The 15,296-nt window shown below is 44.6% G+C and carries 12 protein-coding genes and 1 tRNA gene; 10 read left to right on the forward strand and 3 right to left on the reverse strand.

The features are described from left to right. The first annotated feature begins 96 nt into the window (after positions 1 to 96). The 5 genes from AABI20_RS05635 to AABI20_RS05655 all read left to right on the forward strand — a co-directional run bounded on the left by AABI20_RS05635 (position 97) and on the right by AABI20_RS05655 (position 5,868). Positions 97 to 1,086, forward strand: a complete 990-nt coding sequence (locus AABI20_RS05635; RefSeq protein ID WP_059394109.1) for a ribose-phosphate diphosphokinase — start codon at positions 97 to 99, stop codon at positions 1,084 to 1,086. Positions 1,087 to 1,241: 155 nt separating this feature from the next. Beyond that, positions 1,242 to 1,955: a response regulator YycF gene (gene yycF, locus AABI20_RS05640; protein ID WP_047974909.1), complete on the forward strand. Its 714-nt coding sequence runs from the start codon at positions 1,242 to 1,244 to the stop codon at positions 1,953 to 1,955. 24 nt (positions 1,956 to 1,979) lie between these two features. Continuing rightward, entirely contained in the window at positions 1,980 to 3,869 is a 1,890-nt protein-coding gene (locus tag AABI20_RS05645) for an ATP-binding protein (protein ID WP_338347071.1), read from the forward strand. 71 nt (positions 3,870 to 3,940) lie between these two features. Then, a complete protein-coding gene (locus tag AABI20_RS05650) occupies positions 3,941 to 5,074 on the forward strand; it encodes a S1C family serine protease (RefSeq protein WP_047974907.1) in 1,134 nt (377 codons plus the stop codon). Between the two features lie 146 nt (positions 5,075 to 5,220). Further along, positions 5,221 to 5,868: a deoxynucleoside kinase gene (locus AABI20_RS05655; RefSeq protein ID WP_047974906.1), complete on the forward strand. Its 648-nt coding sequence runs from the start codon at positions 5,221 to 5,223 to the stop codon at positions 5,866 to 5,868. Between the two features lie 139 nt (positions 5,869 to 6,007). On the opposite strand, the gene AABI20_RS05660 is transcribed toward AABI20_RS05655, so the two are convergent. Further along, positions 6,008 to 6,964, reverse strand: a complete 957-nt coding sequence (locus tag AABI20_RS05660; RefSeq protein ID WP_288846826.1) for a nucleoside hydrolase — start codon at positions 6,962 to 6,964, stop codon at positions 6,008 to 6,010. Between the two features lie 76 nt (positions 6,965 to 7,040). On the opposite strand from AABI20_RS05660, the gene AABI20_RS05665 reads away from it, so the two are divergent. After that, positions 7,041 to 8,036: an NAD(P)/FAD-dependent oxidoreductase gene (locus tag AABI20_RS05665; protein WP_047974904.1), complete on the forward strand. Its 996-nt coding sequence runs from the start codon at positions 7,041 to 7,043 to the stop codon at positions 8,034 to 8,036. A gap of 329 nt (positions 8,037 to 8,365) precedes the next feature. Next, positions 8,366 to 9,964, forward strand: a complete 1,599-nt coding sequence (locus tag AABI20_RS05670; protein ID WP_338346098.1) for a peptidoglycan amidohydrolase family protein — start codon at positions 8,366 to 8,368, stop codon at positions 9,962 to 9,964. 133 nt (positions 9,965 to 10,097) lie between these two features. Here AABI20_RS05670 and AABI20_RS05675 read toward each other — a convergent pair. Then, positions 10,098 to 10,170: transfer RNA gene (locus AABI20_RS05675), tRNA-Lys, on the reverse strand. Between the two features lie 119 nt (positions 10,171 to 10,289). Next, the gene (locus tag AABI20_RS05680; RefSeq protein WP_047974903.1) at positions 10,290 to 10,619 is read right to left on the reverse strand and encodes a VOC family protein; all 330 of its coding nucleotides are present in this window, start codon (positions 10,617 to 10,619) and stop codon (positions 10,290 to 10,292) included. A 137-nt stretch (positions 10,620 to 10,756) separates the two neighbouring features. Here AABI20_RS05680 and AABI20_RS05685 point away from each other — a divergent pair, with 137 nt between their 5' ends. From AABI20_RS05685 to AABI20_RS05695, 3 genes are all read left to right on the forward strand, one after another. Then, a complete protein-coding gene (locus AABI20_RS05685; RefSeq protein ID WP_047974944.1) occupies positions 10,757 to 12,313 on the forward strand; it encodes an ABC-F family ATP-binding cassette domain-containing protein in 1,557 nt (518 codons plus the stop codon). Positions 12,314 to 12,538: 225 nt separating this feature from the next. After that, positions 12,539 to 14,179, forward strand: coding sequence for a peptide ABC transporter substrate-binding protein (locus AABI20_RS05690; RefSeq protein WP_338347076.1), 1,641 nt, complete (start codon positions 12,539 to 12,541; stop codon positions 14,177 to 14,179). A gap of 199 nt (positions 14,180 to 14,378) precedes the next feature. Next, positions 14,379 to 15,296, forward strand: coding sequence for an ABC transporter permease (locus AABI20_RS05695; RefSeq protein WP_047974901.1), 918 nt, complete (start codon positions 14,379 to 14,381; stop codon positions 15,294 to 15,296).

Raw genomic sequence — 15,296 nt, forward strand, 5'->3', positions numbered from 1 at the left:
ACGATGATAAAATCAGTCGCTTTTTTTGCCCAGTTGTCCTGATTTTATTGTTATAATATATAAGAAATCGTTGTTCTTTAATCTGGAGTAGCAAAAATGACTAAGTCAAACCTAAAACTCTTTTCTCTCTCATCGAACCACCCCTTAGCAGAAAAAATTGCTGCTGAAGTCGGTGTGCCATTAAGTGACATCTCGGTGAAGCGCTTTGCTGATGGTGAAGTGCAAATTAACATTGAAGAATCTGTCCGTGGCGCAGATGTCTTTGTGATTCAATCAACATCCCAACCGGTTAACGATAACCTGATGGAATTGTTGATTATGATTGATGCCTTGAAGCGGGCATCAGCCGACCAAATCAACGTGGTTTTGCCTTATTACGGTTATGCTCGTCAGGACCGGAAGGCTCGCTCACGTGAACCAATTACAGCCAAGTTGGTTGCTAATATGATTGAACGAGCAGGAGCCACTCGCGTGATGGCTCTGGACTTGCACGCTGCTCAAATTCAAGGGTTCTTTGACCTACCAATGGATCACTTGCAGGGAGCTCCATTGTTGGCCGATTACTTGATTGAAACTGGTATTGCCGACAAGGAAAACGCCGTTGTTGTTTCACCTGATCACGGTGGAATGACACGTGCCCGCAATTTGAACAACATGCTTGGTTTGGAAGCGCCGGTTGCCGTGATTGACAAGCGTCGTCCGAAGCCAAACGTGGCAGAGGTTGGCTCAATTGTTGGTGATGTTGCTGGTAAAACGGCCATCATGGTCGATGACATGATTGATACAGCCGGAACGATTACGCAGGGTGCTCAATTAGTGTTGGAGCACGGTGCTAAGGAAGTTTACGTGGCCGCATCACACGCTGTCTTCTCAGGACCAGCTTTGGAACGTTTGCAAAATTCCGTTTTCACTAAGGTGATTGTGACCGATTCCATTAACTTGCCAGACTCAAAGAAGTTTGACAAGCTGGAAATTGTTTCTGTTGGTGAGTTGATTGGTGAAGCTATTCGCCGTGTTTCATTGAACGAAGCGATTAGTCCAATGTTTAAGCACCGCTTCCGCCGTCGTAGTTCACAAGAAGACTAAGGCGTTTACAGGAAAGATAAAGTAACTATTGAGAGACTGTTTTTGGCCAGAGTGCTAAAAATAGTCTTTTTTGTGAGGATTATTCGTAAATTGGCTGAAAGGCCAATTTTTTATGTTACAATAACGAATGAAAAATGTTTTAATTGGAGACGCGTATGTATAAAATTTTAGTGGTTGATGATGAAAAGCCAATTTCGGATATCATCAAGTTTAACTTGGTAAAAGAAGGTTACGAGGTCGTAACGGCTGGTGACGGAGCCGAGGCATTGGAATTGTACAAGTCAGAAAATCCTGATTTGGTATTGTTAGATCAAATGCTTCCTGAAGTTGAAGGAATTGAAGTTTTGCGTCAAATTCGGGCTAAGGATAAGACACCAGTTATTATGGTGACGGCTAAGGACTCTGAAATTGATAAGGTTATTGGTTTGGAAATGGGGGCTGATGACTACATCACTAAGCCATTCTCGAACCGTGAATTAGTTGCCCGAGTGAAGGCGAACTTGCGTAATCGTCACACGCCAAGTCGGTCAGATGACCCAGCGGTTAACCAAGAAGACATTCAACTTGGTAACTTGATTATCCATACAAAGACCTATATGGTCACCAAAGACGGTGTTGACCTTGAATTGACGCACCGTGAGTTTGAATTGCTCTCATACATGGCCCAACATATCGGCCAAGTCATGAACCGTGAAAACCTACTTCGTCAGGTTTGGGGTTACGATTATTTCGGCGATGTTCGTGCGGTCGATGTGACAGTTCGTCGTTTGCGTGAGAAAATTGAAGATGTACCATCACATCCTGTTTGGTTAGGAACGCGTCGTGGTGTTGGTTATTACCTCTCATCAGGTAAGAACCCAAATAAATAAAAACTATGAAAGGACGGGCACTCGTTGTCAGGAATTATGAAAGTCATTGTTAAACTCTTACAATCGATTCGATTCCGGATAACGTTTGTCTTTGTCCTTTTTTTAATTGTTATTTTAGAGTCGTTTGGAGTTTTCTTTGTCCATCAAATCGAGCAGCATGACCTCATTGCCAGTGAAGCAGAGTTGACAATGCCAACCTATGTGACCAAGAAAATTGTTGAAGGACTGGACACTGAAACTGGTAAGGTTAACCAGGCTAAAGTGGATACATCGGTCAGGGACTTTGATTCAAACCTTGTCGAAAACGTCTTAGTCTATGATAAATCCGGCAATTTAGTTTCCAGCCAGTCGACAAAGAAGTCGCTATTGCCCAAAAAAATTGATTCTAATAGTGAAAGTGCCTTAGCTGGTGGGAATTCATACCTTAAAATTCGTACCCAGGACCGCGACCAAGGCAACGGCCAACAGGCGGTGGTAACTCGTCAGCTGTATGCTAACGGTACTAATACTCCAAGTAAAGCAGGCGAGAAGCCTGTTGGGATTGTGGTAGTTTATGCTAGCCTAGAGAAGGTTTACGCCAATGCTCGCCAAATCTTGTTCTTGTTTTTATTGGCCGGCTTGCTAACACTTGTGGCTTCAGTTTATTTGGCCTTTATTCTATCTCGGACGTTGACGCGCCCAATTGAAATCATCAATAAGCAGACAGCCCGGATTGCGGCTGGTGATTATTCGATGGTTAACACGATTTCTGGTTCGGATGAGATTTCGCAATTGGCCCATTCGGTCAATACGTTATCAAACCGGATTGCGGAATCAACCGAAATCATTAGCAATGAACGTAACCGCCTCCATTCTATTCTTCATCATATGGCTGATGGGGTTTTGCTGACGAATGCGAATGGCCAACTGACGATTATTAATCGGGCAGCAACCAAGTTGCTTGGTGTCAGCGAACAAGCAGCACTGGGTCAGCAGGTCTTTGACCTGTTGGACCTCCCTGAATACCAAAGTGTTCGAGACTTGATTAAGCAACAACGAGCGATGACGGTTGATGTCGGTCAGCGGATTATTGAAGTTCGGGTCTCTTTAATTAAAAATCCTTCTGGCTTGATTAATGCCATGGTTCTGATTTTGCATGATATCACGGAACAGAAGAAGATTGATCAGGACCGCCGTGACTTTGTTTCCAACGTTTCTCACGAACTGCGAACACCGTTGACCACTGTAGCGTCCTACGTCGAGTCTTTGCAGGAAGGCGCTAAGGAAGATCCTAAAATTCTTGGCGAATTTTTGACGGTGATTCAAAACGAAACGGACCGGATGTCGCGGATGGTATCTGATTTGCTTGAGTTGTCACGGATGGACCAGGGGACGATGGAAGTTAAGACCGAGTTGGTTCAACTAAATACCATGTTGAACTTTATTTTGGACCGTTTTGATATGATTCTGTTGTCACCGTCAAAGGACTTAAATTCGGATCGAAAGATTAAGATTGTTCGTCATATCCCAACCGATCAAGAATTCTGGGTTGATATTGACCATGATAAGATGACCCAAGTCATTGATAATCTGATGAATAATGCGATTAAGTACTCACCCGATGGTGGCACCATTACGGTCTCATTGGAAAAATCAAGAGATAAGGTGCTGATTAGTATTCAAGATCAAGGCCTGGGAATCCCTGCGGTTGACCAAAAAAAGGTCTTTAACCGTTTCTTCCGTGTTGATAAATCACGGTCGCGAGCCCAAGGAGGGACCGGACTGGGATTGGCGATTTCTAAGGAAGTGGTTGAAAAGTTTGGTGGTCACATCTGGGTCGAATCAAAAGAAAATGAAGGGTCAACCTTTAAGATGACCCTTAACTACGTTCAAGATGACTTGTTATCGACTGAAAAACAGTGGGATGAAGATTAAGTCTTTCGTGACCTTAATTTCTGCTTAATTTCACTCAAGTATAGTGGTGTTAACAAATTTTGGAGACGACCATGCAAAAGAACCTAACGAATTTAATTTTGGCTGGAGCCTTAGCCGGTGTAATTGGTGGTGGAGCTGTTTTAGCTGGACAAGAGATTTATCAAAATTACCAAGTGACGCATAGTCCGGTTCGGACTAAGGCGACAACAACAAAAACGATGACTTCTAAGAATACGGCCACCACTGCTTACAACAAGGTAGCTAACTCTGTTGTTTCAGTAATTAACTTTAAAAAGAGCGGTAACACTTATAATGAATCATCGGAAGGGTCTGGCTTTGTCTATAAAAAGGCTGAAGGTTCTGCCTTTATCGTGACCAATAACCACGTGATTGACGGTGCTGATAAGCTTCAGGTGATCACCAACGATAATAAGACGGTGACGGCGGAGTTGGTCGGTAAGGACTCCTTAACTGATTTGGCCGTTTTGAAGATTACTGACTCTTCGATGATTTCAACGGCTTCCTTTGGCGATTCTGCTAAAATTTCCGTTGGTCAACAGGTATTGGCGATTGGGTCACCATTGGGATCACAATATGCTTCCTCTGTAACGGAAGGGATTATTTCGGCCACGAAGCGTTTGGTTCAAGCGGATGATGATACCGGCCAAAATTATGGTGGTTCAACGGTTATTCAAACCGATGCCGCTATTAATCCCGGAAACTCCGGTGGCCCTTTGATTAACTTAGCGGGACAGGTTGTTGGAATTAACTCGATGAAGCTGTCATCGTCATCAAACGGCACAGCGGTTGAAGGAATTGGTTTTGCGATTCCTTCGGACCAGGTTGTTGATGTCGTCAATAAGCTGGTAAAGGACGGTAAGGTGACAAGGCCGGCACTGGGAATTCAGATGATTAACCTGTCGCAGGTGCCCGTTAACGAGCAGCAGTCAACGCTGAAGATTCCAAACACCGTTAACGGTGGTGTGGTCCTCTACAAGGTCAACAGCGGTTCACCAGCAGATAAGGCGGGTCTGAAGAAGTATGACGTGATTGTTGGTATTGATGGTAAGACAGTTGCCAACCAGGCTGATTTGCGTGAACAATTGTACACGCATAAGGTCGGCGATAAGACAACGCTGACTTACTACCGTGGTACTGAGAAGAAGACAGTTACCCTTAAGTTAAATCAGACTTTGCAGTCTTAAGATGTCTGGCGTTTATCGATTTCAAAACAAAAATCGACCAAAATGTTGGTCGATTTTTTTATGTTAAAAGTTGACGACGAAGGCAGAATTGCCGTTGGGATTTTGCTATACTTAAAAAAGCGATAAATGAGGAGAACAATGAACATATGATTGTATTAGCCGGGACAATTGGTGCTGGAAAGACCAGTTTAACAGAGATTTTAGCAAAGCATTTGGGTGGTCAGGCCTACTATGAGAGTGTGGATAATAACCCAATTTTGCCACTCTTTTACCAGGACCCCAAGAAATACAGTTTCTTGCTCCAAATTTACTTTTTGAATACCCGTTTGGACCAGATTCACGAAGCGCAAAAAGAAAAGAATGCGGTCTTGGATCGGTCAATTTTTGAAGATGCCTTACTTTTCCAGCTCAATGCTGATTTGGGCCGGGCAACACAGACCGAAGTCGACATTTATAAGGATTTGGTCAACAACGTTTTAGAAGAAGTTTCAGAGGAAAACAAGACCAAGACACCGGACTTACTAATCCATGTTCGTGTTTCTTTGGACACCATGTTGGCTCGCATTAAGAAGCGTGGCCGTCCATATGAGCAAATAGAGCAGGACCCGGACTTGTACCAATACTATGCGGACTTGAACGCCCGCTACGATGCTTGGTTTGATCAGTACGACCGCTCACCAAAGCTCCAGATTAACGGTGATGAGCTGAACTTTGTTGAGGATGCTGCGGCTCAGGAAAAGGTTTTGGCCTTAGTTGACCAGAAATTAGCAGAATTGGCTGCTGACAAGGATTAAAAAATCAGGTGAGGTGGCTAGACTAAGCGCGGCTCATGCCCCAAAAAACCTGAACCAGTTAAAATCACAGCAAAAAAGACTTAACCAAGTAGCTGCTAAGCTTGTCACTGGTTAAGTCTTTTTGTTTAGTAAGAGAATGTTAGGCAAGCACCTTGAGCATCATCTGCTGAAAATCGGAGACAAAACGGTCTTGATCAACTAGGACGGCAGCCTTTGAAATCGTTGGTTCCAAAAGCTTGGCCTTGTCGCCAATTGTGCGGCCGTAGTCGCCTGATTCTTGGTCGTAAGTGACCTGCATGTTTAAGTCCAAAGTGGTGACATAGCTTGGGTCGACGGCAACTGCAACGGCCAATGGGTCGTGGAGAGCAGCTCCTTTTTTGTCGATATCTAAGTTATAATAAGCATCAATGTAGTAGTCCATGATGTCGGCATAGTTTTGACCGGCGGTTGTGCCAAGGTCACGCCATTCTTGCGTATGCTTCTTTGTCAAAAGCGTCCGCAGGGTAACATCGAGGCCAACCATGGTCAGGTTTTCCTGATTTTTAAACACATAGTCGGCGGCTTCGGGGTCTTGGTGAATGTTGGCTTCCGTAAATGGCGTCACGTTTCCAGGAACCGTCAAGGCACCACCCATTAAAGTCGTTTGACCGATTAACTTAGCGATGCTTGGGTCCTTTTCAAGGGCCTTGGCCAGGTTCGTTAAGGGACCAGTTGGCAGGTAAATCAGTTCGTCTTTGTACTGGTGAGCGGCTTCAATCAAGAAGTCGATACCATTTTGGCTGTCAACGGACCGCATTGAGGCCGCCACTTCAACATCGCCGATACCGTTTTGGCCGTGAATGGCCTGTGAGATTGGCATAACGGTGAAATCAGTGGTGGTTGATGAATGTGATTCACCAATGAAAACGGGAACGTCATGGGCGCCTAAGAGGTCTAAGAGGTCAAGTGAATTCTTGGCCGTGACATTGGTCAGGGCATTGCCATAGGTGGCAATAATCCCAATCAAGTCGATGTCATCATGACCGATGGCGTAAGCCAGGGCCAAGGCATCATCGATACCAGTGTCGAGATCTAAAATCATTTTTTTGCGAGACATTGCGCATTCTCCTTTAGTTTGGGTACACTTTATTATAGCAAAATTGTTAGGTAAAACACGAAGAAAGCGAGTCAAAATGGAAAAAACGTACGATATTATTATTGTTGGTGGTGGTCCGGTAGGCCTCTTTGCTGCCTTCTATGCTGGCTTGCGCAATACCAAGGTGCTTTTATTAGAAGCGTTGACGGACCTTGGCGGCCAGGTGCAAACGCTTTATCCCGATAAAAAAATTTGGGACGTTGCGGGGTTACCAGGGGTTTCTGGTCGCGAATTGATTGACCGCCTCAAAAAACAGTTGGCTAAGTTTCCGGTCGATGTCCAGACGGAAGCCAAAGTAACAGATATTGTCCGTGTTGGTGATAACTGGCAAATCGCTATTAATGACGGGCAAACAGGCGTGACTGGCCGTTCAGTGATTTTAGCCACTGGGAAAGGTGCTTTTGAGCCCCGCCGGTTGCAAATTGACAACGAGGCTGAACTGGAAGGGCATGGCCTGTCTTATTTTGCCCCAGACCTCTCACTATATCAAAATCAGGAGGTCGCAGTTCTTGGTGGTGGTGACTCGGCAGTTGATTTAGCGGAGCAACTAGATTCGATTGCTAAGAGGACTTATTTGATTCATCGCCGGGACCAATTCCGAGCTTTGGAGCAGGCTGTATTGGCTTTAGAGAAAACTAAGGTAATTAAAAAAACACCCAAAAAGGTTAAAAGCGCTCAAAAAACGGCCGATGGCCGATTAGAATTGGCTCTGCAACACGTTAAGGATAAAAATCAGCAAGAAGAGTTAGTTGTGGATAACCTGCTCGTTCAGTATGGGTTCTTAACAAAGGGACAAGCCGATACCGGTTGGCAAGTTGACCTTGATTGGGATTCAGCTGGCATCGTTGTGACTGACCAGATGGAAACGAAGCAACCGGCTCTCTTTGCCATTGGAGATGCTTCATCTTATCCGAATCATGTTGATTTAATTGCCACTGGCTTTGGTCAAGCACCGGCGGCGGTGAACGCAGCGATTGCTGCCATTGACCCCGACCGAGGTGGTCCTGGTCATTCATCTTCAATGAATTTGTAAAGGAAAGTTTTCGCTACTAAGACAGAGGCGGAAGCTTTTTTGTCTGTTGCCGATTTGGTTATCAAAAACAAAATTTTTTGCTTGATTTTGACAAGGTTGCCTTTTTTGACCTGCTACTGTAACAATTTCGAGGCTAATGCTGTAAAATAGAAGCGGAGAGGGTTTATGACGTAGTCGGGTTAATTTTTTTCTTTGGGGATAACTAAATTTTTTGGAGTCAGCTATCCAGTCTAATTTTAAAACTATCGAAAAGATGGACGAAATGATTACGTTCGGTTTAGTTTGTTACGTTCAAAATATTGCAATTAAGAAAGCGGAGGTAACCAACCATGATGCACAATAATCAAGATAATCACCCTAGGCACCGATTAATGTTTACAGCCGGTGCGACGACATTAGCAGCAACGGGGGCTGTTTTTGGGGCGACCGTGTTGAATCAAAATCAAACAGCTAGTGCTGATCAAGTTCAGGGGCAGGCACAATCCCAAGTTGACCAACACAGTCAATGGCAAGCAAATTCGCTTGACCAGGTAAAGGCTGCCATTGCCAAGCAAGGTCAAGGACAAAATATTCATGGCTATGCGACACAGTGGGGGGACACCTTGGGTGTGATTGCCCAGGCTTATGATCTTAGCACGGAACAAGCAGCCCAGCAGTTGGGCTTGGATGACCAAGGGCTGTTGATTTCAGGATATCGCTTGGGTGACCAGGCTCAAGTGATTCAAAAACTTAAAAATACTGGTGTCTTGCTGTCTGCTGGAGCTGTGCAGGTAAGTCAGAGTCAAACGAGTCAGCCGAATTTGGTGTTGATGCAAAAGGGCGCACCAACGACTGATTCTGTTCAGGTGGCAGCCGATTCACAGGCCATTTCACAAGCGATTAGCCAGGGAAGTCAAACGGGTAGCCAGGCAGCAACGACGGCCGCTGCCCAATCGGTTGCTCAGAGTCAATCTTTGTCGGTGACTAGTTCGCAGGCCACAGCTCAGTCAATGACGGCAAATGTCAACCAAAGCCAAGCTAGTCAAGTACCGTCCCTTTCTGGTTCGAGTGCTGGTGCACAACAGGCAAATACTGATAAGACCTATGCGATGGAGCAAAATGCCACTCAAGTAGCTGGTTCACAGTCAGCCGATTTGTACTCACAGACGCAGTCTTTGAGTCAGGCGCAAGCTACATCTTCACAGTCACCTAGTTCACAGGCCGATACTTCGCAAGTAGCCAATTCAGAAGCAGTTACCTCTCAGGCGGCCACTTCACAGGCTACTAATTCTGAAGTAGCTACATCGCAGGCTGCTGCTTCTCAAGAGCCCGCTTCACAAGCAGTGGCATCCCAAGCACCTGCCTCACAGGCTGTCGTTTCAGAGGCACCGGTTTCTCAAGAAGTAACGTCACAGGCAGCTGCTTCACAGGCCCCAGCTTCAACAAGTGTAGCAGTGCAGCCGACTGCTACTACGAATAAGGTCAACACGGATCAGGTGATTAATTGGTTCTATGACCATCAGGGAAAGTTGACTTATTCCATGACGGGATCGCGTAATGGTGCCGATGGCACGGCGGATTGTTCTGGTGCGATTACAGAAGCCTTGTATGAGGCTGGTGCATCAAAGCCCGCTTACTTGTACAATACGGACTCTTTGCACGGTTATTTGGAACAGAATGGTTATCAACTGATTTCAACAAACACACCATGGGATGCACAACGTGGTGATATCGTTATTTGGGGTCAGCAAGGTGCCTCAGGTGGATCTGCTGGTCATGTTCAAATTATTGTCTCAAACGATCCAAATGCCCGCGCTATTTCCGTTAACTACGTAACGGGTGGTCAAACGGGTACGGCTGTTCAAGAATGGAATTATGACGCAGCCTATAATTACACAGCAAACGCCAATGGCGGTAGCCTGGCATACTATGTTTACCGACAGGTATAAGCAGTTAAAAAGCTAATGAAACCAGAGATGGCGTCATTAGCTTTTTTTGATGCTTGATTTAAACAATCAGGCTAAGTAAACAATCTTTAAAACACAAAAAAATCCTTGAGGAATTCCTCAAGGATTACTGTAGTGGTCAGTCAGGGGCTCGAACCCTGGACCCACGGATTAAGAGTCCGTTGCTCTACCAACTGAGCTAACTAACCATGGAGTTGTCTTAAACAACAAAAAATAGTATATCACGGTTGTGGCAGTTGAGCAAGCTTTTTAGCAAAAATAAATGGATATGGTCAATAATTTTTTTAGTGAGTTCGTTGATGTGACATCAGGCGTTGGCTTCAATCACCACGGTATTACCCTCGGAGTCCTTGACTGTGACTGCGACTTTATTGTTAAAACGTTCTTTTTCCTTTTCGATGGCAACGAAATTATTGGCTAAGTGTTTTTTTAATTCAGGGAGGTGATCACGTACTAAGAGTTCAAAATCAGCTCGCGGTTGGCCCTGAACAAAAGTAAGGTCGTCGTGATCAACAACTAAGATACGGTCAGTTTGAGCGCCACTTTGAGGGAGGTCGAAGACGTCGCGCCAAAAACGAAAGGCACGGTTGGGGTCTTGTGCGGGGATTTCTTTATGGTTAAGTTTACGAGCTTTCATCTACTTTGATTCTCCAAGAAATAGGTTCGCGTTATAATAACAAGGAACAATGATTTGTCACGTTCTTTTATCCAGTATAGCCCAAAGAGGGGGCCTTGGCCATGCTCGCAATGACAAAGTGTGGTAAACTAAATCCTATGGCATTATTAGAAGTAAGTGGGCTCTCGATGGCCTACGCAGAAAAAACATTATATGACGATGCTGACTTGGAATTGCAAGCCGGTGAACACATGGGGATTGTCGGTCAAAACGGGGCTGGTAAGTCAACTTTGATTCGAATTTTGACGGGGCAAGTCTTGCCGCTATCAGGTCGAATTGATTGGGCGAAAAACCTGAAAATTGGCTACTTGGACCAGTACGCAGAAATTCCAGAGGGGATGACTCTGGTTGATTTCTTGCATACAGCTTACAAGGACCTCTATGATAAGCAGGATCGCGCAACGGAATTGTACGAAAAGTACGCCGCTACTGCCGATGATAAGCTACTTGAGCGAGCAGGACGCTTGCAAGAGGAACTGGATGCTGCTGGTTTTTACGACGTTGATACGGAAATCGAACGAGTTATTTCCGGTTTGGGCTTGGAAGCCATCGGTCGTGACCGCGAACTGGAACATATGTCTGGTGGTCAGCGTGCTAAGGTTATCTTGGCCAAGTTGCTCTTAGAAAATGACGATGTCATTATCCTTGATGAGCCCACCAACTATTTGGATGTTTCGCATATCGAATGGTTGGAAGGCTTTTTGCAGGGCTTTGAAGGCGCAGCCATGATTATTTCGCACGATTTTGATTTCTTGGATAAGGTGACGAACGCGATTGCTGATGTTTCTTTTGGTAAGATTACTAAGTATCGTGGTTCTTTCCAAAAGGCGATGCGCCAAAAGGAAGAACGTTCTGAGCAGCAGATGCGTCAGTACGAAAAGCAACAAGTTGAGATTGCCAAGGCTGAGAAGTTTATCGCCAAGAACAAGGCCCGAGCTTCAACTTCAAAGCAGGCGAAGTCTCGTGAAAAGATGCTGGCCCGGATGGATAAGGTTGATCCACCTTCAGAAAACCTGAAGGCTAAGTTTAACTTCCCATACGTCAATTCCCAGTCGGCGGCCGCTTTGACGGTGACTGATTTGTCAGTTGGGTATGAACAGGCAATTTTGGAACCCGTGTCATTCTCGTTGACAACGGAAAAGAAGATTGTCTTTGCTGGTTTCAACGGGGCAGGAAAGTCGACGTTGATTAAGTCAATTTTGGGCGAAATTCCCTCTCTTGGCGGTCAGGTGGAATTTTCACCATCAGCCGTAGTTAATTACTTTGACCAGGACTTGGACTGGGATAACGACCAGCAAACGCCATTACAGGCGATGCAGGACTTATTCCCAACGATTTTGCCAAAGGAATTGCGACAACGATTAGCAGGAGCCGGCATTAATGCTGAAAATGCGCAAAAGCCGTTGTTCCAGCTTTCCGGAGGGGAACAGACGAAGGTTAAGCTCGCTATTATGGAAATGAAGCCTTCGAACTTCTTGATTCTTGATGAACCAACGAACCACTTGGATGAAGAAACGAAACAAGCTTTGTATAAGGCGATTAAGGCGTTCCCAGGTAATGCCATTATTGTTTCCCACGAGGTTTCCTTTACGAAGGATTTAGCGGATCAAACATTAAACGTGGCTGCTTTGTCTTACAAGGAAAATCCGGAATAAGTCGGTTAAAAGTGAATAATAAAGACCAAAAGGATGATTTTGTTAACAAAATCATCCTTTTTTGATGTTAGGAAAAATAACAAATCCCGTCAAAATGAGCATTTTGAGCGGTAAACTAAGCCTCGAAGCAACGAAATTATCGTTTTTATTAAAAAATTATTTGAAAACGGTGTGTTTGTCTGATAAGATTAAACAAACATTAAGTTGTACCGAGGAGGAAGCATCATGAAACGATGGCAGAAATGGACTGTTGCGGCAGTCGTTGTTTTGGCCGCAGTTGGGGGATCTCGAGCTGCTGGCTGGTGGGGCACAAGTCCCTCAGACGATAAATCAGCATTGAATTACGGTTTAGGAGCTGAAATTCAAACGTTGGATATTTCAAAGAGTACTGATCAGTATTCAAGCACGATTTTGGGAAACACGGAATCAAACTTGTTGCGTGTGAACTCAAAGGGGGATCCAGCTCCTGATTTGGCTAAGTCATACAGCGTCTCATCAGACGGTTTGACTTATACCGTTCAGTTACGTTCAGGTTTGAAATGGTCTGATGGTTCTGCTTTGACTGCTAAGGACTTTGTTTATACTTGGCAGCGAATCGCTGATCCAAAGACTGCCTCACAGTATTCATATCTGACATCAGGTGTGAAGAATGCTGATGACATCGTTGCTGGCAAGAAGCCAGTTTCTGATTTAGGTGTTAAAGCAGATGGCAATACTTTGACTTTCACTTTGGAAAAGCCAATGCCGCAATTTAAGTATCTTTTGAGCTTTACTCAGTTTGCACCGCAGAAGGAATCCTTCGTGAAGGAAAAGGGTTCTAAGTATGGAACAACTGCTGCAAACCAAATTTATTCTGGTCCTTACAAGTTGGAAGGCTGGAACGGAACGAACAATAAGTTCAAGATTGTTAAGAACGATGACTATTGGAACGCCAAGAACGTCAAGACAAAGACGATTAACTGGCAAGTTATCAAGAATCCTGAAACAGCCATTAAGTTGTACAAGGAAGGTAAGCTTGACCGCGCTTCTATTACCGGTTCGCCTGAAATGTACGCTGCTAACAAGAACAATAAGGATATGAAGACAGTTTCTGTTGCTGCTTCAACTTACTTGGAGTACAACCAAGCAAAGAACCCTTACTTGCAAAATGAAAAGATTCGCGAAGCTTTGAACTTGGCAACCAACCGTAAGGAATTGGCTTCCCAAGCAACTGGTGGATCTCGTGATGCTGCTAAGAGTCTCGTTTCAAATAACTTGGTTAAGGCTGCTAATGGTGAAGATTTGTCAACTTATGTTGCTCCTGGTTATTCTTATGACAAGGACAAGGCAAAGCAACTCTTTGCAGAAGGAATCAAGGAAGTTAACAAGGGTAAGATGAACGTTACTCTTGAAACCGATGCTGACGTTCCAGTTTCAAAGAATACAGTTGATTACTTGAAGCAGGCTTGGGAATCAACATTCGGTGACCAAATTTCTGTTACTGAAAAGATTGTCCCATTCAAGCAACGCTTGCAAGATTCACAAAATGGTAACTTCGATATCGTTGTTTCAAACTGGAACGGTGATTACCAAGACGGTTCAACCTTCTACGACATGTTCAAGGCAACTGATACTGGTATGAACAATGGTCAGTTCAAGAACCAAGACTACATCGACGCTGTGACAAAGGCTGAAAGCACAGATGCTAACAATCCATCTGCACGTGACGCTGACTGGAAGGCAGCTGAAGCAGCTTTGAAGAACAGTGCTAACATCAACCCACTTTACTCATGGAAGGGTGCATACTTGACCCGTTCAAATGTTAAGGGTGTTGTTACAAGCCCAGCCGGTTTGACGCTCGATTTGACGAACGCTTATCGGAAGTAAAATTCAATAAAATTTTATTCTATTTACCACAGTGGTGAATAGTACTAGGCAGGTCATAGAGAGAGGCGTCCGAGGATTACGTGGATAGTTTCCCGAGTGGCCTGCCTTTGGTGTGAATGGTGTTTTTCTAAAACAGCTCCTCAAATTTAGTTTTCATCATTTATTAGTCACTTTTCAAAGCATTAGGAGAGTCATTTTCATGGCCAAATACATTTTAAAACGAGTGTTAATCCTGGTAGTCACATTATGGATTGTGGTCACGGCCACTTTCTTCTTAATGCAGATTTTGCCAGGAACGCCCTACAATAATCCGCACTTGTCGGCGTCGGCAATTGCTCAATTGAACGAAACATATGGGTTGGATAAGCCTGTCGTTGTTCAGTACTTTGATTACCTAATCAATTTGTTGCATGGTGATCTTGGAACGTCCTATCAGTACCAGAACCAATCAGTTTCAATGTTGATTGGTCAACGGTTACCAGTTTCCGCGCAACTTGGTTTACAAGCCTTGGTTGTTGGAATCTTGCTTGGCCTTTGGTTCGGGGCGGTTTCCGCTAAAAACCAAAATAAGAAGATGGATGGTTTCTTGGGAATTATTTCCACTTTGGGAATCTCGGTTCCTTCCTTCATCTTGGCCATCGTTTTGCTTTACGTCTTCGGCTACGACCTTGGATGGTTGCCAGTTTCTGGTTGGGGCGATAGCTTCTCCGAAACAATTCTGCCAACGTTGGCTTTGGCCGTTGGTCCCGCAGCAACGACTACACGATTTGTCCGTTCTGAAATGATTGATGTTTTGCATTCGGATTATATCCAACTAGCCCGGGCAAAGGGTTTGACTGGAACACAGTTAATCCGTAAGCACGCTTACCGGAATTCAATGATTCCGATTTTAACGTTAATCGGTCCGATGGTTGCCAACCTATTGACTGGGTCAACTTTGGTTGAAAACATCTTTTCAATTCCGGGAATTGGGCAACAGTTCGTTTCTTCAATTCCAACAAAGGATTATCCGGTTATTATGGGAACCACTATCGTTTATGCTGCGATGTTGATGATTTGTATCTTGATTACCGATATTTTGACGGCAATTGTTGATCCACGAGTTCGGTTGAAGTAG

The sequence above is a fragment of the Fructobacillus cardui genome (assembly GCF_963580785.1).
Classification (GTDB): domain Bacteria; phylum Bacillota; class Bacilli; order Lactobacillales; family Lactobacillaceae; genus Fructobacillus; species Fructobacillus cardui.

Bases quoted from the DNA above. Each gene is read 5' to 3' on its own strand.
- AABI20_RS05635 (WP_059394109.1), top strand. From the start codon at position 97: ATGACTAAGTCAAACCTAAAACTCTTTTCTCTCTCATCGAACCACCCC.
- yycF (WP_047974909.1), top strand. From the start codon at position 1,242: ATGTATAAAATTTTAGTGGTTGATGATGAAAAGCCAATTTCGGATATC.
- AABI20_RS05650 (WP_047974907.1), top strand. From the start codon at position 3,941: ATGCAAAAGAACCTAACGAATTTAATTTTGGCTGGAGCCTTAGCCGGT.
- AABI20_RS05655 (WP_047974906.1), top strand. From the start codon at position 5,221: ATGATTGTATTAGCCGGGACAATTGGTGCTGGAAAGACCAGTTTAACA.
- AABI20_RS05660 (WP_288846826.1), bottom strand. From the start codon at position 6,964: ATGTCTCGCAAAAAAATGATTTTAGATCTCGACACTGGTATCGATGAT.
- AABI20_RS05665 (WP_047974904.1), top strand. From the start codon at position 7,041: ATGGAAAAAACGTACGATATTATTATTGTTGGTGGTGGTCCGGTAGGC.
- AABI20_RS05670 (WP_338346098.1), top strand. From the start codon at position 8,366: ATGATGCACAATAATCAAGATAATCACCCTAGGCACCGATTAATGTTT.
- AABI20_RS05680 (WP_047974903.1), bottom strand. From the start codon at position 10,619: ATGAAAGCTCGTAAACTTAACCATAAAGAAATCCCCGCACAAGACCCC.
- AABI20_RS05685 (WP_047974944.1), top strand. From the start codon at position 10,757: ATGGCATTATTAGAAGTAAGTGGGCTCTCGATGGCCTACGCAGAAAAA.
- AABI20_RS05690 (WP_338347076.1), top strand. From the start codon at position 12,539: ATGAAACGATGGCAGAAATGGACTGTTGCGGCAGTCGTTGTTTTGGCC.
- AABI20_RS05695 (WP_047974901.1), top strand. From the start codon at position 14,379: ATGGCCAAATACATTTTAAAACGAGTGTTAATCCTGGTAGTCACATTA.